Below are 19,507 nucleotides of genomic sequence, written 5' to 3' on the forward strand. Positions count from 1 at the left end.
CGCGGAAACATAAGAAGCGCATCCCAACTCGCCGAGATTGGTCAGTTGAAGTGTTGTCAATTTGTTTCAATACGTTAATTGGCCGGTGAGCCGTTGGATTGTATTTACACTGCCTATTGCCATGCCGGAAGCAATTGCTGTTTTTGCTCTACAATGTCGCCTTTGGAGAATTCTTGGTATCCGTCTTGCCTAACATCGTAGAAATCCGCGACTTGCACTTTGGTTATGGGGACCGCCCGATCCTGTCGGGCCTCCGCATGGACTTCCCACGTGGAAAAGTGATTGCCGTCATGGGCGGATCCGGCTCCGGCAAGACCACCATCCTGCGCCTGATCGGCGGCCAGTTGCGCCCGCAATCGGGCACGCTGACGGTCGACGGCGAGAACGTGCCGTCGCTCGACACCGGCGACCTGTATCGCCTGCGCCGCAAGATGGGCATGCTGTTCCAGAACGGCGCGCTGTTTACCGACATGACGGTGTTCGACAACGTCGCGTTTCCGTTGCACGAACACACCGACCTGCCGGAAGAGTTGATCCGCGACCTGGTGCTGCTCAAGCTCAACGCGGTCGGCCTGCGCAACGCCGCACCGCTGAAGCCGGCCGAGATTTCCGGCGGCATGGCGCGCCGCGTAGCGCTGGCGCGCGCGATCGCGCTGGATCCCGCGCTGATCATGTATGACGAGCCGTTCGCCGGCCTTGATCCGATTTCCATGGGCGTGACCGCCAATCTGATCCGCAAGCTCAATGATGCGCTCGGTTCGACATCGATCCTGGTGTCGCATGACGTCAACGAATCGTTCGGCATCGCCGACTATGTCTACTTCCTGTCGGAAGGCAAGATCGTCGCACAAGGCACTCCCGACGAAATGCGCGCCTCGCAGGACCCTTACGTGAAGCAATTCGTGCACGCCGAGGCCGACGGCCCGGTGCCGTTCCATTATCCGGGCCGCTCGCTGGCAGAGGACGTTGGCTTGGGAGGGCGTCAATGATCGCTGGTTTCCTGGGCGGCATCGGCCGCTCCCTGCGCGAATTCGTGTTCGGCCTCGGTTTCGCCGCACGCATGTTCTGGACCGTGATCCGCTCCTCGGGCGGCCTGTGGCGCCGTCCGCGCCTGATCACCGATCAGATCCACTTCATTGGCAATTATTCGCTGGTCATCATCGCCGTGTCGGGCCTGTTCGTCGGTTTCGTGCTCGGCCTGCAGGGCTACTACACGCTTAATAAGTACGGTTCCGAACAGGCGCTGGGCCTGCTGGTGGCCTTGTCGCTGACGCGCGAGCTGGGGCCGGTCGTGACCGCCTTGCTGTTCGCCGGCCGCGCCGGCACCTCGCTGACTGCGGAGATCGGTCTGATGAAAGCCGGCGAGCAACTATCGGCAATGGAAATGATGGCCGTCGATCCGCTGCAGCGCGTGGTCGCGCCGCGCTTCTGGGCCGGCGTTGTTGCCATGCCAGTGCTGGCGGCGATTTTTAGTGCCGTCGGCGTGATCGGTGGTTATATTGTGGGTGTACTGATGATCGGCGTCGACGAAGGCGCATTCTGGTCGCAGATGCAAGGCGGCGTCGACGTCTGGAACGACATCGCCAACGGCGTGCTCAAGAGCATCGTTTTCGGTATTGCGGTAACCTTCGTTGCCCTGTATCAAGGCTACGAAGCCAAGCCGACCCCCGAAGGCGTCTCGCGCGCCACCACGCGCACGGTGGTAATCGCTTCACTGATGGTGTTGGGATTGGACTTCCTGCTGACGGCGCTGATGTTCAGCTGAGCAGGACGGCCGGGAATAACGAAGGCAAGTCCGCAACGAACTTCATCGCGGACTTCGGATTGATTTTTAGGATGGCAGTGTATGCAACGTAAAACATTAGACGTGTGGGTGGGCTTGTTTGTCTTGCTGGGAGCGGCCGCGCTGGTTTTCCTCGCGCTCAAGGCGGGCAACATGAGCTCGTTCTCGTTCAACCAGAAGACCTATTCGATCACCACCAAGTTCGACAACATCGGCGGCCTCAAGCCGCGCGCTGCGGTCAAGAGCGCCGGCGTGGTGGTCGGTCGCGTCGATGCGATCCGGTTCGACGACAAGACATTTCAGGCATCGGTGACGCTCAACATGGACGAGCGCTACCAGTTTCCAAAGGATAGTTCCGCCAAGATCCTGACTTCAGGTCTGCTTGGCGAGCAATACATCGGTATCGAACCGGGGGGTGATGTAAAAAATCTGGCGGCAGGCGACACGATCAAGATGACGCAGTCGGCGATCGTGCTGGAGAACCTGATCAGCCAGTTCTTATATAGCAAGGCAGCAGAGGGAAAGGATAGTCCAAAATGAAAATAACAGCTCGTATCGCAGCGCTGGCCATGGTTGCCGCGCTCAGTGGTTGCGCCACATCGCAAAACCCGAACGACCCGCTTGAAGGCTTCAACCGCGCGATGTTCAGCTTCAACGACACCGTCGACAAGGTGGCGCTGAAACCGGCCGCGCAGGCTTATCAGTTCGTCCTGCCCAATTTCGTGCAGACCGGCATCGGCAACTTCTTCGGCAACATCGGCGACCTGTGGTCGGCGGTGAACCAGATCTTGCAAGGCCGTGTCGAAACCGGCGTCACCAGCTTCATGCGCGTGGCGGTCAACACCACCTTCGGTCTGGGCGGCGTGCTCGACGTCAGTACCGAAGCACGTCTGCCGAAGCAGAAGTCCGATTTCGGCCAGACGCTGGGCAAATGGGGCGTAGGATCCGGCCCGTACGTCGTGCTGCCGCTGCTGGGACCATCGACGATTCGTGATACTGCGGCGTTGCCGGCCGATTTCTACGGCGACCTGTGGACGTACAAGAAGCCGGTGCGCTGGCGCAACGTCGGTTCGGTGGTGCGCGTGATCGACAAGCGTGCGCAGTTGCTGGACGCTTCCAACCTGCTGGAAGACGCCGCGCTCGACAAGTATGACTTCGTGCGCGACACCTACCTGCAGAGCCGCCAGTCGCAGATCGACGGCACCAAGGATGAGCAGCGCGGCAAGGAAGAAGTCGTCAAGCCTTAACCGACGCATCACAGGTGAATCCGGCCGGGCGCGATCATCGCGCCCGGCCTCACTTGAAAATCCGGAGAATGCAACCACGTTGTATATCCGGTAGCCGTTTGGAACCTGCCGGACACGCGCCGCATTTTTGTGGCAAAGTGGATCAGCGGTGCACCGGATCATGTCCGGCGCGGCTGTAGCGGCGTAGCGGGCGATGGCGCCTTATTTATGAATGGATCGTAGATTATGAACATGCTTACCAAATTCCTGGCGATTGCCCTCTCTGTTTCGGCGCTGACGTTCGCGTCCGCCGCCTCGGCGCAGGAAGCGCCTGATGCGCTGGTCAAGCGCATCAGCGACGACGTGATCAACACCGCCAAGAGCGACAAGGAAATCCAGGCCGGCAACATCAATCGCATCGTTGCGCTGGTGGAAGAAAAAATCCTTCCTTACGTCGACTCCGAGCGCATGACCGCGCTGGCGGCCGGCCGTTACTGGCGCCAGGCGACACCGGAACAGCAAAAACAGCTGATCACCGAATTCCGCAGCCTGCTGATCTACACCTACTCCGGCGCGCTGTCGCAGATCCGCGATCAGAAGATCGAATACAAGCCGTTGCGCGCCGACCCGGCCGACACCGAAGTGGAAGTGCGTTCGCAAGTGATCCAGTCGCGCGGCGAACCGATCCAGCTGAGCTATCGTCTCGAGAAATTGTCGTCGGGCTGGAAAATGTATGACGTCAACGTGATGGGCGCGTGGCTGGTGGAAGCCTACAAGGGCACCTTCAACAGCGAAATCACCAAGGGCGGCATCGACGGCCTGATCAAGAGCCTGTCCGACAAGAACAAGCAGCTGGCTGCGCGTTCGGGCAAGAAGTAACCAGGACCGACAGGAAGCCTGACATGTTCAAACCCGACGCCACCCTTACCGCCGACAACGCCAGCACCACGCTGGCGGCCGGCCTGCAGGCAATTGCCGGCGGCCAGTCGTCGATTGACCTGAGCGGCGTGGCAACCGTGGATTCTTCCGCCGTCGCCACCTTGCTGGCGTGGCAACGCGCCGCGCAGAAAAAGGGCCTGGCGCTGCAGTTCGGCGTCCTGCCGGCCAATTTGCAAAGCCTGGTCGACCTGTACGGCGCCGCGTCGCTGCTGGGTGCACCGACTTCCGCATCCGACCGACACCACTGATCTCCACAAGGCCGCCGGCCATGCCGGCAGCCGCTTCCCCCCATTCCGGCTGCAAGAGCGGAAATCCCCTATAATCCAACGTTTCGCTGCACCGCTTGTTGCCTTGATGCAAAAGGCCGGCAGCCTGATTCATTCCTTTTTTGCTCACTCTGACGCGTCCCGAATGCGGACCAAATAATGGCAGCTCTACAGATCAATAATGTCGAAAAACGCTATCAGTCGCTGCAAGCGCTGGGCGGTGTTTCGCTCTCGATAGAAGAGGGTGAATTTTTCGGCTTGCTGGGCCCCAACGGCGCCGGCAAAACCACACTGATATCGATCGTGGCCGGACTCAATCGCGCCGACTCCGGTTCGGTCACCATCCACGGCCATGACGTCGTCACCGATTACCGGGCGGCGCGCACCAAGCTCGGCGTGGTGCCGCAGGAACTGGTGTTCGATCCGTTCTTCACCGTGCGCGAAACGCTGCGCATGCAATCCGGTTATTTTGGCCTGAAGAACAACGATCGCTGGATCGACGAGGTGATGGACAACCTGGACCTGACCAACAAGGCCGACACCAACATGCGCGCGTTGTCCGGCGGCATGAAGCGGCGCGTGCTGGTCGCCCAGGCGCTGGTGCACAAGCCGCCGGTGATCGTGCTCGACGAGCCGACCGCGGGCGTCGACGTCGAGTTGCGCCAGACCTTGTGGAAATTCATCGGTCGCCTCAACCGCGAAGGTCACACCATCGTGCTGACCACGCATTATCTGGAAGAAGCCCAGGCGCTGTGCAACCGCATCGCCATGCTGAAATTCGGCAAGGTGGTGGCGCTCGATTCGACGGACGCGCTGATCAAGCGCATTTCGGGTTCGCAACTGGTGTTGCGCCTGAAGTCGGGCGGCTTGCCCGACAGCCTGCGTCCGCTGGTGACGCATCCCGAAGAATTGTTGTCGGGCCTGAAATACACGCTGCGCGTGAACGACTACAACGACGTCGAGCCGATCTTGTCGGCGCTGCGCCAGGGTGGCGCGGTGATTGACGACATGCAGTTGCAACAGGCCGATCTGGAAGATGTCTTCATCCAGATCATGGGAGACGTCAAATGACCGGTTTTCAAACACTGTTTTACAAGGAAGTGCTGCGTTTCTGGAAGGTCGCCACGCAAACCGTGACGGCGCCGGTCATGACCGCCATGCTGTACCTGCTGATCTTTGGCCACGTGCTGCAAGACCGCGTGCAGGTCTATCCGGGCGTGCAATACACCGGTTTCCTGGTGCCCGGGCTGGTCATGATGAGCGTGCTGCAGAACGCCTTCGCCAACAGCTCGTCGTCGCTGATCCAGTCCAAGATCACCGGCAACCTGGTGTTCGTTCTCCTTACTCCACTTTCGCATTGGGAAATGTTCGGCGGCTACGTGCTGGCGGCGGTCGTGCGCGGCCTGATCGTCGGTGCGGGCGTGTTCGTGGTGACGGCGTGGTTCGGCCACCTGAGTTTCGTGGCGCCATGGTGGATCGTGATCTTCGCCCTGCTGGGCGCGGCCATCCTCGGCACCATGGGATTGGTCGCCGGCATCTGGGCGGAAAAGTTCGACCAGCTGGCGGCGTTCCAGAATTTCCTGATCGTGCCGCTGACCTTCCTGGCCGGCGTGTTCTATTCGATCCACTCGCTGCCGCCATTCTGGCAAACGGTCTCGCATTTCAACCCGTTCTTTTATATGATTGACGGTTTCCGCTACGGCTTTTTCGGGCAGTCCGACATCAACCCCGTGATCAGCCTGGCGATTGTCTCGGTGTTCTTCATCGCGCTCTCGACGCTGGCGGTACGGATGCTGAAGAGCGGTTACAAACTGCGCGCGGGCGCACATTGATGGCGACGTTCACCGTTCGCCATTTACCTTGATCACCTAGTGAAGAGCCGCATCATGCTACCCACACCTGAACTCGTTAAGAACTACATCGCTGCCGGCCTGGCCTGCTCGCACCTCGAAGTCGAGGGCGACGGCCAGCACTTTACCGCCGTCATCGTGTCCGACTCCTTCGCCGGCAAACGCCTGATCCAGCGCCACCAGCTGGTCTACGCGGCGCTCGGCGACCGCATGCGCGAGGAAATTCACGCCCTGTCGATGAAGACCCTCACTCCCGAAGAATTTCAGAAATAAGGCCAGGTTTCCCTATGGACAAGCTCTTAATCCGCGGCGGTAACCGCCTTTCCGGCGACGTCGTCATTTCCGGCGCCAAGAATGCAGCGCTGCCTATTTTGTGTGCAGGCCTGCTGACCGCCGACAATCTGCACCTGTCGAACATTCCGAACCTGCAGGATGTCAGCACGATGCTCAAGCTGATGCGCCAGATGGGTTTGCGTATCGAACAGGAAGCCGGCAGCAACAAGGTCACGCTTAATGGCGGCGACATCACCAAGCTGGAAGCGCCGTATGAACTGGTGAAGACCATGCGCGCTTCGATCCTGGTGCTCGGTCCGCTGCTGGCGCGCTTCGGCGAAGCCAAGGTATCGCTGCCGGGCGGCTGCGCCATCGGCTCGCGTCCGGTCGACCAGCACATCAAGGGCTTGCAGGCGATGGGTGCGGAAATCACCATCGACGCCGGCTACATCTACGCCAAGGCCAAGCGCCTCAAGGGTACGCGCATCGTGACTGACATGATCACCGTCACCGGCACTGAAAACCTGCTGATGGCGGCCGTGCTGGCTGACGGCGAGACCGTGCTGGAAAACGCCGCACGCGAACCTGAAGTCAGCGACCTGGCGCAGCTGCTGGTGGCGATGGGCGCGAAGATCGAAGGTATCGGCACCGACCGCCTGGTGATCCAGGGCGTCGACAAGCTGCACGGCGCGTCGCACACCGTCATTGCCGACCGCATCGAAACCGGCACCTTCCTGTGCGCCGTGGCGGCCGTGGGCGGCGACGTTACGCTGAGGAACACCCGCAGCAACCTGCTCGACGCCGCACTCGACAAACTGCGCGAAGCCGGCGCCATTCTGACCACCGGCGAGGACTGGATCCGCGTGCAGATGGCGCGTCGTCCCAAGGCGGTCAGCTTCCGCACCACCGAATATCCTGGTTTCCCAACCGACATGCAGGCCCAGTTCATGGCGTTGAACTGCATCGCCGAAGGCACCAGCCACGTCACCGAAACGATTTTTGAAAATCGCTTCATGCACGTGCAGGAAATGAACCGCCTCGGCGCCGCCATCGACATCGAAGGCAATACCGCGATCGTCAAGGGCGTGGAAAAATTCATCGGCGCGCCGGTGATGGCGACGGATCTGCGCGCATCGGCATCGCTGGTGATTGCCGGTCTGGCCGCACAGGGCGAGACGCTGATCGAACGCATCTATCATCTCGACCGCGGCTACGATCGCATGGAAAACAAACTGTCGTCGATCGGCGCCCAGATCGAACGCGTTAAATAATCGCTAGCACACAATGACCCAGCAACTCACGCCGCAACTCACCCTGGCCCTGTCCAAGGGACGCATCTTCGAAGAAACGCTGCCGCTGCTCAAGGCCGCCGGCATCGAAGTTACCGAAGATCCCGAGACCTCGCGCAAACTGATCCTGCCGACCAATGACCCGGCCGTGCGCGTGATCATCGTGCGCGCTTCCGACGTGCCGACCTACGTGCAATACGGCGCGGCAGATTTCGGCGTGGCCGGCAAGGACGTGTTGCTCGAGCATGGCGGCGAAGGCCTGTACCAGCCGATCGACCTGAACATCGCCAAGTGCCGCCTGTCGGTCGCCGTGCAGGACGGTTTCGACTACGCCAGCGCGGTGCGCCAGGGCGCGCGCCTGCGCGTGGTCACCAAGTACGTCAAGACCGCGCGTGAACACTTCGCTGCCAAGGGCGTGCACGTCGACCTGATCAAGCTGTACGGCTCGATGGAACTGGGTCCGCTGGTCGGCCTGTCCGACGCCATCGTCGACCTCGTCAGCACCGGCGGTACGCTGCGCGCCAACAAGCTGGTTGAAGTTGAGCACATCATGGAAATTTCGTCGCGTCTGGTCGTGAACCAGGCCGCGCTGAAACTGAAACGCGAACGTCTCCAGCCGATCCTGGAAGCATTCGAAAAAGCATCGCAGGCAAACGCATAGCAAGCATCGAAGGCGACATCATGGGCATAGCAATCCGAAAACTCGATTCCACCGACGCCGGCTTCAGGCAGAAGCTGTCGTCCGTGCTGGCATTTGAAGCCGGCGAAGACGAGGCCATCGATCGCGCCGCCGCCGGCATCCTGGCCGACGTCAAGGCGCGCGGCGATGCTGCTGTGCTGGAATACACCAACCGTTTCGATCGCCTGTCCGCGACCGCCGTTTCCGCACTGGAAATCGGCCAGGACGAGTTGAAAAAAGCGCTGGACGGTTTGCCCGCCGCGCGCCGCGCCGCCTTGCAGACCGCCGCCGACCGCGTGCGCGCCTACCATGAGCGCCAGAAGAAGGAATGCGGCTCCGACGGTTTCCTCTATACCGAAGCCGACGGCACCGTGCTGGGCCAGAAGGTCACGCCGCTCGACCGTGTCGGCATTTACGTGCCGGGCGGCAAGGCTGCCTATCCGTCGTCGGTATTGATGAACGCCATCCCGGCCAAGGTCGCCGGCGTGCAGGAAGTCATCATGGTGGTGCCGACTCCGGACGGCGTGAAGAATGAACTGGTGCTGGCCGCTGCGGCCATCGCCGGCGTCGATCGCGTGTTCACCATCGGCGGCGCGCAAGCCGTCGGTGCGCTGGCCTACGGCACCGACACGATTCCGCAAGTCGACAAGATCGTCGGCCCCGGCAATGCCTATGTTGCCGCCGCCAAGCGCCGCGTGTTCGGTACGGTTGGCATCGACATGATCGCCGGTCCCTCCGAGATCCTCGTGATTTGCGACGGCAGCACCGATCCCGACTGGATCGCCATGGATTTATTCTCGCAAGCCGAGCATGACGAACTGGCGCAATCCATCCTGCTGTGTCCGGACGCCGATTACATCGCCAGGGTCGAAGCCAGCATCAACAAGCAACTCGACGCCATGCCGCGCAAGGACGTGATCCGCACCTCGCTGACCGATCGCGGCGCGCTGGTGAAAGTGCGCGACATGGACGAAGCCTGCGAGATCGCCAATGCGATCGCTGCCGAGCATCTGGAAATCTCCGCCGAGCAGCCGCAGCAATGGGCCGACAAGATCCGCCATGCCGGCGCCATGTTCCTCGGACGGTTTTCGTCCGAGGCGCTGGGCGACTATTGCGCCGGTCCGAACCACGTGCTGCCGACCTCGCGCACCGCGCGTTTCTCGTCGCCGCTGGGCGTCTATGATTTCCAGAAGCGCTCCAGCATCATCCAGGTCAGCGAAGCCGGCGCCCAGACCTTGGGCAAGGTCGCCGCCGAGCTGGCTTATGGCGAAGGCTTGCAGGCGCACGCCCGCTCCGCCGAGTTGCGCCTCAAATGACGACGCTGCGCGCTCAGTCAACTCAGCCAGCCCTGCCGGGTCGGCGATGAGCTGGCGCGACCGTGTTTTTTGCGAAGATGCGCTGGAGGGCCTGGCGCGCATTCCCGATGGTGAGATCGACCTGCTGATCGCCGATCCGCCTTACGGTCTTGGCAAGGATTACGGCAACGATTCCGACAAGCTCGATAACGACGCTTACCTGGCCTGGACCGAGCAGTGGATCGATGCCGCGCTTCCCAAGCTCAAGCCGAACGGCAGTCTTTACATTTTCCTGACCTGGCGCTATTCGCCGGAGATTTTCGTCATGCTCAAGCGGCGCATGACCATGCTCAACGAAATCGTCTGGGACCGCCGCGTGCCGTCGATGGGCGGCAGCACGCGCAAGTATTCCTCGGTGCACGACACCATCGGTTTTTTCGCGCGGGCAAAGGACTACTATTTCGACCTCGACGCCATCCGTATCCCTTATGACGCCCAGACCAAGAAGGCGCGCTCGCGCTCGATCTTCGTCGGCGCCAAGTGGCTGGAGATGGGCTACAACCCGAAAGACGTCTGGAGCGTGTCGCGCCTGCATCGCGAGCACAAGGAGCGGGCCGACCATCCGACCCAGAAGCCGCTCGAAATCGTCGAGCGCATGATCAAGGCGTCGTGCCCGGCCGGCGGCGTGGTGCTCGATCCCTTCATGGGCAGCGGCACCACGGCGGTGGCGGCAAGGCGTTGCGGCCGCCAGTTTGTCGGCTTTGAACTGAACCCGGCTTATTGCGCGCTGATCGAACAGCGCGTGGCAGATCTCGATCCCATTTCGACACAGACATCCGATGAGCAAGTCACTGGTTGAACGCATTATCCGTGCCGATGTGCGCGCGCTGTCCGCCTATCCGGTGCCGGACGCCGCCGGCTTCGTCAAACTCGACGCCATGGAAAATCCGTACACCTTGTCGCAGGCCTTGCGCGACGAACTCGGACAACGGCTGGCCGCAGTGGCGCTGAACCGCTATCCGGTGCCGTCCTACACGCGGCTAAAGGAACAGCTGTGCCGCCACATGGGCGTGCCGGCAGGCTTCGACGTGCTGCTGGGCAATGGTTCGGATGAACTGATTTCCATTGTCTCGGTGGCGTGCGCCCAGGCCGGCGCCAAAGTGCTGGCGCCGGAGCCGGGCTTCGTGATGTACGGCGTGTCGGCGAGATTCGCCGGGCTCGAGTACATCGGCGTGCCGCTCAAGGCCGACTTCACGCTCGACAGGGACGCCATGCTGGCGGCGATCGCCGAACATCGGCCGGCGATTACCTATCTGGCCTATCCGAACAACCCGACCGGCACGCTGTATGACGCCGCCGATATCGAGGCGGTGATCCGCGCCGTCGGCGACGACGGCATCGTGGTGGTCGATGAAGCCTACCAGCCGTTCGCGCAGGAAAGCTTCATGCCGCGCTTGCCGGAATTCAACAATCTGGTGGTCATGCGTACCGTCTCCAAGCTCGGCCTGGCCGGCATCCGGCTCGGCTATATGGCCGCCGGGGCGGCTTTGTTGCAGGAATTCGACAAGGTGCGGCCGCCTTATAACATCAACGTGCTGACGCAGGCGGCGGCCGAGTTCGTGCTTGATCACACGGCGGAACTGGACCGTCAGGCGGCGGCCCTGCGCAATGCGCGTACCGCTCTGGCTGCGGCGCTGGTGGAGCTTGACGGTATTGAAGTGTTCCCGTCCGCCGCCAATTTCCTGCTGATCCGGCTGGCAAATGCGGATAAAGTATTCGCCGGACTGTTGCAACGTAAGGTATTAGTCAAAAATGCCGGTAAAATGCATCCATCGCTGCAAAATTGCCTCAGAGTCAATGTCAGTACGCCCGAAGAGAATTCCCTGTTCCTGATCGCCTTGAAAGAATCGCTTCAAGAGCGCATCTAGGAATCACTTTTGTAATGTCTGTTTTACCCTGATCATGTCAACTCCACGAACTGCAGAAGTCGTCCGCAACACCAACGAGACGCAAATCCGCGTCGCGATCAACCTGGATGGCACCGGCCAGCAAAAGCTGGATACCGGCGTGCCCTTCCTCGATCACATGCTGGACCAGATCGCACGCCACGGTTTGATCGACCTCGACATCGAGGCCAAGGGCGACCTGCACATCGATGCGCACCACACCGTGGAAGACGTCGGCATCACGCTGGGCCAGGCCTTCGCCAAGGCCATCGGCGACAAGAAGGGCATCCGCCGCTACGGCCATGCCTACGTGCCGCTGGATGAAGCGCTGTCGCGCGTGGTGATCGACTTCTCCGGCCGTCCAGGCCTGGAATATCACATCCCCTTTACCCGCTCCATGATCGGCGGCTTCGACGTCGACCTGACCAGCGAGTTCTTCCATGGTTTTGTCAATCATGCGCAAGTCACGCTGCATGTGGACAATCTGCGCGGCATCAACGCGCACCATCAATGCGAAACCGTATTCAAGGCTTTTGGCCGCGCCCTGCGCATGGCGATTGAACTCGATCCGCGTTCGGCGGGAACGATTCCTTCCACCAAAGGCAGCCTGTAATGTGAGTCGGGCGGGACAGTCCGTTCCGCCATCGGCGCTTTCCGTGCTTTTGCATTTTTCGATATGAATAAAATTGTTGTAGTGGATTACGGAATGGGCAACCTGCGCTCGGTCGCGCAAGCCCTGCGCCATGTCGCGCCTGAAGCCGACGTACGCATCTCCGGCGAAGTCGCCGACATCGAAGCCGCCGACCGCGTGGTGCTGCCCGGCCAGGGAGCGATGCCGGACTGCATGCGCAGTCTGCGCGAGTCCGGCGTGCAGGATGCGGTGCTTGCGGCCTCGCGCAGCAAGCCGCTGTTCGGTGTGTGCGTCGGCGAGCAGATGCTGTTCGACTGGAGCGAAGAAGGCGATACGCCCGGCCTCGGCTTGCTACCCGGGAAGGTGGTCCGCTTCCAGCTCGATGGCCAGATCCAGGAAGACGGTTCGCGTTTCAAGGTGCCGCAAATGGGCTGGAACCGCGTGCATCAGAAAGTCGCGCATCCGCTCTGGCAGGGCGTTGATGAACAGGCTTACTTTTATTTCGTGCATAGCTATTACGCGCAACCGGGAGAGAGCGCCCATACCGTCGGCGAGACGGTGTACGGTGCGCCGTTCGCTTGCGCCGTGGCCCGCGATAATATTTTTGCAACACAATTCCATCCGGAAAAAAGTGCCGCTGCGGGTTTGCAGCTGTACCGGAATTTCGTACACTGGAAACCTTGATTTTTGCTTAATTTTCGCCCAGTTCTTTTTCCAACCGGCAAGCCATGTGCGTATCGAACATATTGCGCTGACCTGTCCTTCACTTACTCAACGTCATTACCGTAGCCATGCTGCTGATACCTGCCATCGACCTGAAAGACGGTCATTGCGTTCGCCTGAAGCAAGGCGATATGGACCAAGCCACCGTATTCTCCCAGGACCCTGCCGAAATGGCGCGGCACTGGCTGCTGCAAGGCGCGCGTCGCCTGCATCTGGTCGACCTCAACGGCGCCTTCGCCGGCAAGCCGAAGAACGAATCGGCCGTCAAGGCCATCCTCAAGGCGGTGCGTGATTTCGCCGTCGAGAACGACGTCGAGGAAATCCCCGTGCAGCTGGGCGGCGGCATCCGCGATCTCGACACCATCGAGCGCTATCTCGACGACGGCCTGTCCTACATCATCATCGGCACCGCCGCGGTGAAGAATCCGGGCTTCCTGCACGACGCCTGCAGCGCATTCCCGGGCCAGATCATCGTCGGCCTCGATGCCAAGGACGGCAAGGTCGCCACCGACGGCTGGAGCAAACTGTCCGGACATGAAGTGATCGACCTGGCGCAGAAGTTCGAAGGCTACGGCTGCGAAGCCATCGTCTACACCGACATCGGCCGCGACGGCATGATGGGCGGCGTCAACATCGAAGCCACCGTGCGCCTGGCGCAGGCGGTCTCGATCCCGATCATCGCCTCCGGCGGCGTGCACAACATCAAGGACGTGGAAGCCTTGTGCGGCGTGCAGGACGAAGGCATCGAAGCGGTCATCTGCGGCCGTTCGATCTACGAAGGCACGCTGGACCTGAGCTCGGCGCAGGATCGCGCCGACCAATTGACGGAGTCCGAAGGGGCCGGCAGCGAACCATCATGACACTCGCAAAACGCATCATCCCCTGTCTCGACGTGACGGCCGGACGGGTCGTCAAGGGCGTCAATTTCCTCGAGTTGCGCGATGCCGGCGACCCGGTTGAGATCGCGCGCCGGTACGACGAACAGGGCGCGGACGAAATCACCTTCCTCGACATCACCGCTTCCTCGGACGGCCGCGGCCTGCTCCTCGACATCATCGAAGCGGTGGCGTCGCAGGTCTTCATCCCGCTGACCGTCGGCGGTGGCGTGCGTGCAGTTGACGATGTGCGGCGCTTGCTCAATGCGGGTGCCGACAAGGTCGGCATCAACACCTCCGCGGTAACCAATCCGCAGCTGGTGGAGGATGCCGCGGGCAAATACGGCTCGCAATGCATCGTGGTGGCGATCGACGCCAAGCGTACCGGCGAAGGCAAGTGGGAAGTGTTCACGCACGGCGGCCGCAACGCCACCGGGCTGGACGCAGTCGAATGGGCGCGCAAGATGGCGCAACTCGGCGCCGGTGAAATTCTGCTGACCAGCATGGACCGCGACGGCACTCGCAGCGGCTTTGACCTGGCGCTTACGCGCGCGGTGTCGGATGCGGTGGCGATTCCCGTGATCGCCTCGGGCGGCGTCGGCGGCCTGCAGGATCTGGCCGACGGCATCAAGCAGGGCAAGGCCGATGCCGTGCTGGCGGCGAGTATTTTCCATTATGGCCAACACACCGTGCAGGAAGCGAAACGTTTTATGGCGGATCAAAATATTCCGATGAGGCTGGCATGAGCATCAGTGCAAAGTGGCTGAACAAGGTGAAATGGGACGAAGTCGGCCTGGTGCCGGTGATCGCCCAGGAAGTCGGCTCCAACGACGTGCTGATGTTCGCCTGGATGAACCGCGAAGCGCTGGCCCGTACCGTGCAGACCGGCGAAGCGGTGTACTGGAGCCGCTCGCGCAAGAAACTGTGGCACAAGGGTGAAGAATCAGGTCATTTCCAGAAGGTGCACGAGATCCGCCTCGATTGCGACGAGGATGTGGTCCTGCTCAAGGTCGAGCAGGTCGCCGGCATCGCCTGCCACACCGGCCGCCATTCCTGCTTCTTCCAGAAGTTCGAAGGCAACGCCGAGACGGGCGAATGGCAGACCGTCGAACCGGTGCTGACGGGCAACGAAGCGGCGCCGGAAAAAGAAAAGCCGAAGCGCGTGCGCAAGACAATTGCCAAGACAGCCCCCAAGGTAACGCCATGAGTGAAACACTGCGCCGCCTTGCCGACGTGATCGAGTCGCGCAAGCTGGCCAACGGCGGCGACCCCGCCACGTCCTATGTCGCCAAGCTGTTTTCCAAGGGCGACGACGCCATCCTGAAAAAGATCGGCGAAGAAGCCGCTGAAACCATCATGGCCGCCAAGGATGCGCGCGTCAGCGGCGACTCTTCGAAGGTGCTCTACGAGTGCGCCGACCTGTGGTTCCACTCGATGGTCATGCTGGCGCATTTCGGCCTCAAGCCGCAAGACGTGCTCAACGAACTGGCGCGCCGCGAAGGCTTGTCCGGCCTCGAAGAGAAGGCTGCCCGTCCGGCAGACGCATAAGCAGCATCGTATCAACGCATAAGAATTCACGACCGCAAAAAGCGGCAAACGACCGCAACATCCCCAGGAGGAGCAGCTTTGGACAACTGTATTTTTTGCAAGATCGCCGCCGGAGAGATCCCGTCGAAGAAGGTCTATGAAGACGAAGACGTGCTGGCGTTCCACGACATCAATCCGGCCGCGCCGGTGCATTTCCTGATCATTCCCAAGCTGCACGTCGCCACCTTGGCCGATTGCGGCGAGAAACATGCGGCGCTATTGGGTAAAATGGCCTTGCTTGCGCCGAAACTGGCGCAGGAACAGGGATGCGGCTACCAGCTTGACGCGACCGGCAACAAGACCGGCGGTTTCAAGACGCTTTTCAATACAGGCCCGGACGGCGGCCAAGAGGTGTACCATCTCCACATGCATGTCATTGGCGGCGCCCATCCATGGCGCACCAAGTCCGTGCTGCAGGGATAAGGACAGCGCATCCGGCCTGGCAGGAATATTGCAACAAAGATTTATTTGAATACAGGGCACGCGTGTCCGCTTAGGAGAGAAAAATGGGTTCGTTCAGTATCTGGCATTGGTTGATTGTTCTGGTGATCGTCATGGTGGTGTTCGGCACGAAGAAGCTGGGCAACATGGGCTCCGACCTCGGCAAAGCCGTCAAGGGTTTCAAGGACGGCGTCAAGGGCGAAGAAGAAGACAAGGAAAAGCCCGTCGCCAAGGATCAGACCATCATCGACGTGCAAGCCAAAGACAAAGAAAAATCCGGCAGCTGAGTCTTCCGCCGACGCCCGCACTGCTTCGCTGCTTGTGGCTTGGTGAAGTTGCGCGGGCTATCGTTGTTTCTGATGCCCTGCAGCCGCCCCCGCGCACGCTGATTTTTTACGGCATTCACTTTCGATTGTTACCCTCGCAATGATTGATATTGGTCTTTCCAAGCTGGCTCTCATCGGTGTCGTCGCACTGGTCGTGATCGGTCCCGAGCGCCTGCCCAAGGTGGCGCGCATGGCCGGTTCGCTGTTCGGACGCGCACAACGCTACATCAACGAGGTCAAGACGGAAGTCAGCCGCGAGATCGAGCTGGAAGAACTGCGCAAGATGCAAAAGGATGTGCAGGACGCCGCCAGCGACGTCCACAGCAGCATTTCCAAGAGCGTCGCCGACGCCGAGAATTCCATCCATGACGCCTGGAGCGAGAGCAGTTCCGGCAGCAGCACCAGTTGGAGCACCACGCCAAGTCCGGAAGCGCTGGTCATCAAGGCCAAGAATTTCCGCAAGAAGAAACTGGCGCGCACCTCGGGCGTTCCTTCCTGGTACAAGAATCAGAGCGGCCGCCGCACCCGCGTGATTTCCGCCGCAGCGCGCGTGGCCAAATATCGTCCTATCGGCGCCGGCAAATCGGCCGGTTTTTTCTAATCCCGATGGACTTGTTTTCCATCCTATTCCTGCAGTAATTCCATGGCCGAAGAACAGAAAACGTCAGGTGGCGAAGATACCTTCATTTCGCATCTGATCGAATTGCGCAGCCGCGTGGTGAAAGCGTCGGCTGCGGTGCTCATCATTTTCCTGTGCATGATGCCGTGGTCCGCGCATATCTTCGATCTGCTGGCGGCGCCGATGATTCACGCTCTGCCGGCCGGCAGCAAGATGATCGCCACCGGCGTCATCACGCCGTTCCTGATACCGGTGAAGGTCACCATGCTGATGGCCTTCATGATCGCGCTGCCGTGGGTGCTGTACCAGATGTGGGCCTTCGTCGCGCCGGGTTTGTATTCGCATGAGAAGCGCCTGGTGGCGCCGCTGGTGATTTCATCCTCGCTGCTGTTCGTCATGGGCGTGGCGTTCTGCTACTTCTTCGTGTTCGGCGTGGTGTTCCCGTTCATCAACAACTTCGCGCCGAAGTCGGTCTCGGTGGCGCCGGATATCGATAGCTATGTCGATTTCGTGCTGACCATGTTCCTGGCGTTCGGCATCACCTTCGAAGTGCCGATCATCGTCATCGTGCTGGTACGCATGGGCCTGGTGCCGCTGGCCAAACTCAAGCAGATCCGTCCCTACGTCGTGGTCGGTGCCTTCGTCATCGCCGCCGTGGTGACGCCGCCGGACATCATGAGCCAACTGATGCTGGCCGTGCCGCTGTGCCTGCTGTATGAAGTCGGCCTGCTGGTGGCGCCGATCTTCGAAAAGGCCACGCGCGCGCCGGAAGAGCGCGAAGACGCCGTCGGCAGCTGACCGGCGCCAACCTCGGCATTGAAAAGAATTGAAAAGGCCACTGCATGCAGTGGCCTTTTTTTGTCTTGCGGCGGGTTGACTCACTCCGCAATGATCAGTGGCACCTGGCGCAGCCAGCTCACCAGAGGATAGGCATCCTTGAATCCGGCCAGCACTTCCTTGCCGATATCGGCCGGGATCTTTTTCTTCAGGCTCGATTCCTTCCAGACAATGAAGTTCTTGAGCTTGATGTATTCGAGATGCGGGCTGTCGGCGTCGAAACCCTTGGGCGGGCGCGTCAGCTTGCCTTCTTCCTGCAAGCCGCCGTAGTTGTCCTTGATGGTCTTGTTCCTGATCACCTTGCTGAAGCCGGCGGCGTCTTCGATCACGCGCTGGCGAATCGCGCGCAGGCGGTCCGACGGCGGCATGTATTCCCCGCCGGCGATCAGCAGCTGGCCGTCGGCGTCGATGTGGAAGTAGTAAGCCGGACCGCCGCCGGAACTCGGCTTCTTCAATCCGCTTGCCGTCAGCGATGCCGAGAAATGCGTCTTGTAGGGGCTCTTGTCGTGCGAGAAGCGCATGTCGCGGTTGATGCGGAACAGCGCCTTCTTCGGATTGCAGCCGGCCATGATGGGATCGAACTTGCTGATGTCGGCGATCAGCTGCGTCACCAGTTCGAGGAACTCCGCGCGCAGGATGTCGTAGCGCGGCTTGTTCATCACGAACCACGCGCGGTTGTTGTTCTCCGACAGCTCGGCGAGAAATTGCGTCAGGTCACGGATATGCATGTTGCGTTCTTTCCTTACTCTCGTTCTTCACGTTTTGGCGGCGGACGTTTGCCGACGACGATTTCCAGCGTGGTTTCCTGCGCCTTGCGCAATACCGTCATCTTCGCCTTCTGGCCCGGCACCAGCTGGGCGATCAGGTTCAGCATTTCGGTGGTGTCGGTGACCGGCTTGTCTTGCACGCTGATGAGAATGTCGCCCGGCTTCATGCCGGCCTTGTCGGCAGGACCGTTCTTGAGCACGCCGGCGATAATGGCGCCGGTCTTCTTGGTCAGGCCGAAGCTCTCGGCCAGCTCGGGCGTGATGTCCTGCGGCTCGACGCCGATCCAGCCGCGCACCACCTGGCCGTGATTGATGATGGCCTCCATCACGGTCTTCGCGGTTGACACCGGAATGGCAAAGCCGATGCCGAGGTTGCCGCCCGTGCGCGAATAAATCGCCGTGTTGATGCCCAGCAGGTTGCCGTTGGTATCGACCAGCGCGCCGCCGGAGTTGCCCGGATTGATGGCCGCATCGGTCTGGATGAAATTCTCGAAGGTGTTGATGCCGAGGTGATTGCGGCCCAGCGCCGAGATGATGCCCATGGTCACGGTCTGGCCGACGCCGAAGGGATTGCCGATGGCCAGCACGATGTCGCCGACGGTGGCCTGCTCGACATGCGCCAGCGTGATTGCCGGCAGGTTCGGCAGATTGATCTTGATGACGGCGAGATCGGTCTCGGGATCGGTGCCGACAACCTTGGCGGACGCCTTGCGGCCGTCGGCCAGCGCCACTTCGATTTCATCGGCCGCTTCGACCACATGGTTGTTGGTCAGGATATAGCCCTGCGGGCTGACGATGACGCCCGAGCCGAGGCTGGATTGCTTGTCGTCTTGCTGCTGGTCTTCGAATTGATCGCCAAAGAATTTCTTGAAGAACGGGTCATCCATGAACGGATTTTTTTGCGGCCGCGCTTCCGTCGTGGTGAAAATGTTGACCACCGACGGCATGGCCTGGCGGGCGGCGTCGCGATAGGAGTTCGGCGTCGGCGCACCGGGTGCGGCTTCCTGCATTTGCACCGTGGAGGAGGCGGAACGGACCCGGGAACCGAGCGAACCGCTCGCCCAATCGGGCTTCAAGGTAGCTACAATGAACCAGACCGCCAAACCGACAGTCACGGTTTGCGCAAACAACAGCCAAAAACGTCGCATATTGAAA

Annotated in this window: 26 protein-coding genes; 24 read left to right on the forward strand and 2 right to left on the reverse strand. The window is 60.9% G+C overall.

Annotation, left to right across the window (positions count from 1 at the left end):
- The first annotated feature begins 185 nt into the window (after positions 1 to 185).
- The 24 genes from F506_RS03495 to tatC all read left to right on the forward strand — a co-directional run bounded on the left by F506_RS03495 (position 186) and on the right by tatC (position 17,546).
- On the forward strand, positions 186 to 989 hold the full coding sequence (locus tag F506_RS03495) for an ABC transporter ATP-binding protein (protein WP_083458206.1): 804 nt from the start codon (positions 186 to 188) through the stop codon (positions 987 to 989).
- Positions 986 to 1,765, forward strand: coding sequence for a lipid asymmetry maintenance ABC transporter permease subunit MlaE (gene mlaE / locus F506_RS03500; protein WP_053195353.1), 780 nt, complete (start codon positions 986 to 988; stop codon positions 1,763 to 1,765). The genes F506_RS03495 and mlaE overlap by 4 nt, the downstream gene beginning before the upstream one ends.
- 81 nt (positions 1,766 to 1,846) lie before the next feature.
- Complete coding sequence (gene mlaD / locus F506_RS03505; RefSeq protein WP_053195354.1) at positions 1,847 to 2,323, forward strand: outer membrane lipid asymmetry maintenance protein MlaD; 477 nt, start codon at positions 1,847 to 1,849, stop codon at positions 2,321 to 2,323.
- Positions 2,320 to 3,030: an MlaA family lipoprotein gene (locus tag F506_RS03510; RefSeq protein WP_053195355.1), complete on the forward strand. Its 711-nt coding sequence runs from the start codon at positions 2,320 to 2,322 to the stop codon at positions 3,028 to 3,030. The genes mlaD and F506_RS03510 overlap by 4 nt, the downstream gene beginning before the upstream one ends.
- A gap of 225 nt (positions 3,031 to 3,255) precedes the next feature.
- On the forward strand, positions 3,256 to 3,888 hold the full coding sequence (locus F506_RS03515) for an MlaC/ttg2D family ABC transporter substrate-binding protein (RefSeq protein WP_053195356.1): 633 nt from the start codon (positions 3,256 to 3,258) through the stop codon (positions 3,886 to 3,888).
- A 23-nt stretch (positions 3,889 to 3,911) separates the two neighbouring features.
- Positions 3,912 to 4,196 (forward strand): STAS domain-containing protein, encoded by a 285-nt coding sequence (locus F506_RS03520; RefSeq protein ID WP_053195357.1) that lies wholly within the window; start codon positions 3,912 to 3,914, stop codon positions 4,194 to 4,196.
- Positions 4,197 to 4,373: 177 nt separating this feature from the next.
- On the forward strand, positions 4,374 to 5,285 hold the full coding sequence (locus F506_RS03525; RefSeq protein WP_053195358.1) for an ABC transporter ATP-binding protein: 912 nt from the start codon (positions 4,374 to 4,376) through the stop codon (positions 5,283 to 5,285).
- Entirely contained in the window at positions 5,282 to 6,046 is a 765-nt protein-coding gene (locus F506_RS03530; RefSeq protein ID WP_053195359.1) for an ABC transporter permease, read from the forward strand. Before F506_RS03525 ends, F506_RS03530 begins: the two co-directional genes overlap by 4 nt.
- Positions 6,047 to 6,100: 54 nt before the next feature.
- The gene (locus F506_RS03535) at positions 6,101 to 6,337 is read left to right on the forward strand and encodes a BolA family protein (protein WP_029363541.1); all 237 of its coding nucleotides are present in this window, start codon (positions 6,101 to 6,103) and stop codon (positions 6,335 to 6,337) included.
- A 14-nt stretch (positions 6,338 to 6,351) separates the two neighbouring features.
- Complete coding sequence (gene murA, locus F506_RS03540) at positions 6,352 to 7,608, forward strand: UDP-N-acetylglucosamine 1-carboxyvinyltransferase (protein WP_053195360.1); 1,257 nt, start codon at positions 6,352 to 6,354, stop codon at positions 7,606 to 7,608.
- Positions 7,609 to 7,621: 13 nt separating this feature from the next.
- Positions 7,622 to 8,287 (forward strand): ATP phosphoribosyltransferase, encoded by a 666-nt coding sequence (gene hisG, locus F506_RS03545; protein ID WP_053195361.1) that lies wholly within the window; start codon positions 7,622 to 7,624, stop codon positions 8,285 to 8,287.
- Between the two features lie 20 nt (positions 8,288 to 8,307).
- The gene (hisD, locus tag F506_RS03550) at positions 8,308 to 9,621 is read left to right on the forward strand and encodes a histidinol dehydrogenase (RefSeq protein WP_053195362.1); all 1,314 of its coding nucleotides are present in this window, start codon (positions 8,308 to 8,310) and stop codon (positions 9,619 to 9,621) included.
- Entirely contained in the window at positions 9,569 to 10,459 is an 891-nt protein-coding gene (locus F506_RS03555; RefSeq protein WP_407638210.1) for a DNA-methyltransferase, read from the forward strand. The genes hisD and F506_RS03555 overlap by 53 nt, the downstream gene beginning before the upstream one ends.
- Entirely contained in the window at positions 10,440 to 11,528 is a 1,089-nt protein-coding gene (hisC, locus tag F506_RS03560; protein ID WP_053195364.1) for a histidinol-phosphate transaminase, read from the forward strand. Before F506_RS03555 ends, hisC begins: the two co-directional genes overlap by 20 nt.
- Before the next feature lie 34 nt (positions 11,529 to 11,562).
- Positions 11,563 to 12,159, forward strand: a complete 597-nt coding sequence (gene hisB, locus F506_RS03565) for an imidazoleglycerol-phosphate dehydratase HisB (protein WP_053195365.1) — start codon at positions 11,563 to 11,565, stop codon at positions 12,157 to 12,159.
- Between the two features lie 63 nt (positions 12,160 to 12,222).
- A complete protein-coding gene (hisH, locus tag F506_RS03570; RefSeq protein ID WP_083457561.1) occupies positions 12,223 to 12,861 on the forward strand; it encodes an imidazole glycerol phosphate synthase subunit HisH in 639 nt (212 codons plus the stop codon).
- 107 nt (positions 12,862 to 12,968) lie between these two features.
- The gene (gene hisA / locus F506_RS03575) at positions 12,969 to 13,760 is read left to right on the forward strand and encodes a 1-(5-phosphoribosyl)-5-[(5-phosphoribosylamino)methylideneamino]imidazole-4-carboxamide isomerase (protein ID WP_053195367.1); all 792 of its coding nucleotides are present in this window, start codon (positions 12,969 to 12,971) and stop codon (positions 13,758 to 13,760) included.
- Positions 13,757 to 14,521: an imidazole glycerol phosphate synthase subunit HisF gene (gene hisF, locus F506_RS03580; protein WP_053195368.1), complete on the forward strand. Its 765-nt coding sequence runs from the start codon at positions 13,757 to 13,759 to the stop codon at positions 14,519 to 14,521. Before hisA ends, hisF begins: the two co-directional genes overlap by 4 nt.
- Positions 14,518 to 14,982, forward strand: a complete 465-nt coding sequence (hisI, locus tag F506_RS03585; RefSeq protein WP_053195369.1) for a phosphoribosyl-AMP cyclohydrolase — start codon at positions 14,518 to 14,520, stop codon at positions 14,980 to 14,982. Before hisF ends, hisI begins: the two co-directional genes overlap by 4 nt.
- Positions 14,979 to 15,323, forward strand: coding sequence for a phosphoribosyl-ATP diphosphatase (locus F506_RS03590; protein WP_053195370.1), 345 nt, complete (start codon positions 14,979 to 14,981; stop codon positions 15,321 to 15,323). The genes hisI and F506_RS03590 overlap by 4 nt, the downstream gene beginning before the upstream one ends.
- A 78-nt stretch (positions 15,324 to 15,401) precedes the next feature.
- Positions 15,402 to 15,785, forward strand: coding sequence for a histidine triad nucleotide-binding protein (locus F506_RS03595; RefSeq protein ID WP_053195371.1), 384 nt, complete (start codon positions 15,402 to 15,404; stop codon positions 15,783 to 15,785).
- Positions 15,786 to 15,868: 83 nt separating this feature from the next.
- Positions 15,869 to 16,090 carry a Sec-independent protein translocase subunit TatA gene (tatA, locus tag F506_RS03600; RefSeq protein ID WP_053195372.1) on the forward strand — a complete coding sequence of 74 codons (222 nt, stop codon included), beginning with the start codon at positions 15,869 to 15,871 and terminating at the stop codon, positions 16,088 to 16,090.
- Positions 16,091 to 16,229: 139 nt separating this feature from the next.
- Positions 16,230 to 16,730 carry a Sec-independent protein translocase protein TatB gene (tatB, locus tag F506_RS03605; protein WP_053195373.1) on the forward strand — a complete coding sequence of 167 codons (501 nt, stop codon included), beginning with the start codon at positions 16,230 to 16,232 and terminating at the stop codon, positions 16,728 to 16,730.
- A 42-nt stretch (positions 16,731 to 16,772) separates the two neighbouring features.
- Positions 16,773 to 17,546 (forward strand): twin-arginine translocase subunit TatC, encoded by a 774-nt coding sequence (gene tatC / locus F506_RS03610; RefSeq protein ID WP_053195374.1) that lies wholly within the window; start codon positions 16,773 to 16,775, stop codon positions 17,544 to 17,546.
- Positions 17,547 to 17,626: 80 nt separating this feature from the next.
- Here tatC and F506_RS03615 read toward each other — a convergent pair whose 3' ends face one another.
- Together F506_RS03615 and F506_RS03620 are read right to left on the reverse strand one after the other, a co-directional pair.
- Positions 17,627 to 18,313, reverse strand: a complete 687-nt coding sequence (locus tag F506_RS03615) for a DUF2461 domain-containing protein (RefSeq protein WP_053195375.1) — start codon at positions 18,311 to 18,313, stop codon at positions 17,627 to 17,629.
- 14 nt (positions 18,314 to 18,327) lie between these two features.
- Positions 18,328 to 19,500 carry a Do family serine endopeptidase gene (locus F506_RS03620; RefSeq protein ID WP_053195376.1) on the reverse strand — a complete coding sequence of 391 codons (1,173 nt, stop codon included), beginning with the start codon at positions 19,498 to 19,500 and terminating at the stop codon, positions 18,328 to 18,330.
- Positions 19,501 to 19,507: the final 7 nt, after the last annotated feature.

The sequence above is a fragment of the Herbaspirillum hiltneri N3 genome, assembly GCF_001267925.1.
In the GTDB taxonomy this organism is placed as follows: Bacteria; Pseudomonadota; Gammaproteobacteria; order Burkholderiales; family Burkholderiaceae_D; genus Herbaspirillum; species Herbaspirillum hiltneri.

What these genes read in the sequence shown, in the direction of transcription:
- mlaE (WP_053195353.1), top strand. Translation starts at nt 986, where the DNA reads ATGATCGCTGGTTTCCTGGGCGGCATCGGCCGCTCCCTGCGCGAATTC.
- F506_RS03590 (WP_053195370.1), top strand. Translation starts at nt 14,979, where the DNA reads ATGAGTGAAACACTGCGCCGCCTTGCCGACGTGATCGAGTCGCGCAAG.
- tatC (WP_053195374.1), top strand. Translation starts at nt 16,773, where the DNA reads ATGGCCGAAGAACAGAAAACGTCAGGTGGCGAAGATACCTTCATTTCG.
- F506_RS03515 (WP_053195356.1), top strand. Translation starts at nt 3,256, where the DNA reads ATGAACATGCTTACCAAATTCCTGGCGATTGCCCTCTCTGTTTCGGCG.
- hisD (WP_053195362.1), top strand. Translation starts at nt 8,308, where the DNA reads ATGGGCATAGCAATCCGAAAACTCGATTCCACCGACGCCGGCTTCAGG.
- F506_RS03620 (WP_053195376.1), bottom strand. Translation starts at nt 19,500, where the DNA reads ATGCGACGTTTTTGGCTGTTGTTTGCGCAAACCGTGACTGTCGGTTTG.
- hisA (WP_053195367.1), top strand. Translation starts at nt 12,969, where the DNA reads ATGCTGCTGATACCTGCCATCGACCTGAAAGACGGTCATTGCGTTCGC.
- hisF (WP_053195368.1), top strand. Translation starts at nt 13,757, where the DNA reads ATGACACTCGCAAAACGCATCATCCCCTGTCTCGACGTGACGGCCGGA.
- F506_RS03510 (WP_053195355.1), top strand. Translation starts at nt 2,320, where the DNA reads ATGAAAATAACAGCTCGTATCGCAGCGCTGGCCATGGTTGCCGCGCTC.
- tatB (WP_053195373.1), top strand. Translation starts at nt 16,230, where the DNA reads ATGATTGATATTGGTCTTTCCAAGCTGGCTCTCATCGGTGTCGTCGCA.
- F506_RS03535 (WP_029363541.1), top strand. Translation starts at nt 6,101, where the DNA reads ATGCTACCCACACCTGAACTCGTTAAGAACTACATCGCTGCCGGCCTG.
- F506_RS03530 (WP_053195359.1), top strand. Translation starts at nt 5,282, where the DNA reads ATGACCGGTTTTCAAACACTGTTTTACAAGGAAGTGCTGCGTTTCTGG.
- mlaD (WP_053195354.1), top strand. Translation starts at nt 1,847, where the DNA reads ATGCAACGTAAAACATTAGACGTGTGGGTGGGCTTGTTTGTCTTGCTG.
- hisB (WP_053195365.1), top strand. Translation starts at nt 11,563, where the DNA reads ATGTCAACTCCACGAACTGCAGAAGTCGTCCGCAACACCAACGAGACG.
- tatA (WP_053195372.1), top strand. Translation starts at nt 15,869, where the DNA reads ATGGGTTCGTTCAGTATCTGGCATTGGTTGATTGTTCTGGTGATCGTC.
- F506_RS03525 (WP_053195358.1), top strand. Translation starts at nt 4,374, where the DNA reads ATGGCAGCTCTACAGATCAATAATGTCGAAAAACGCTATCAGTCGCTG.
- F506_RS03615 (WP_053195375.1), bottom strand. Translation starts at nt 18,313, where the DNA reads ATGCATATCCGTGACCTGACGCAATTTCTCGCCGAGCTGTCGGAGAAC.
- hisH (WP_083457561.1), top strand. Translation starts at nt 12,223, where the DNA reads ATGAATAAAATTGTTGTAGTGGATTACGGAATGGGCAACCTGCGCTCG.
- hisC (WP_053195364.1), top strand. Translation starts at nt 10,440, where the DNA reads ATGAGCAAGTCACTGGTTGAACGCATTATCCGTGCCGATGTGCGCGCG.
- F506_RS03555 (WP_407638210.1), top strand. Translation starts at nt 9,569, where the DNA reads ATGGCGAAGGCTTGCAGGCGCACGCCCGCTCCGCCGAGTTGCGCCTCA.
- F506_RS03520 (WP_053195357.1), top strand. Translation starts at nt 3,912, where the DNA reads ATGTTCAAACCCGACGCCACCCTTACCGCCGACAACGCCAGCACCACG.
- murA (WP_053195360.1), top strand. Translation starts at nt 6,352, where the DNA reads ATGGACAAGCTCTTAATCCGCGGCGGTAACCGCCTTTCCGGCGACGTC.
- hisG (WP_053195361.1), top strand. Translation starts at nt 7,622, where the DNA reads ATGACCCAGCAACTCACGCCGCAACTCACCCTGGCCCTGTCCAAGGGA.
- hisI (WP_053195369.1), top strand. Translation starts at nt 14,518, where the DNA reads ATGAGCATCAGTGCAAAGTGGCTGAACAAGGTGAAATGGGACGAAGTC.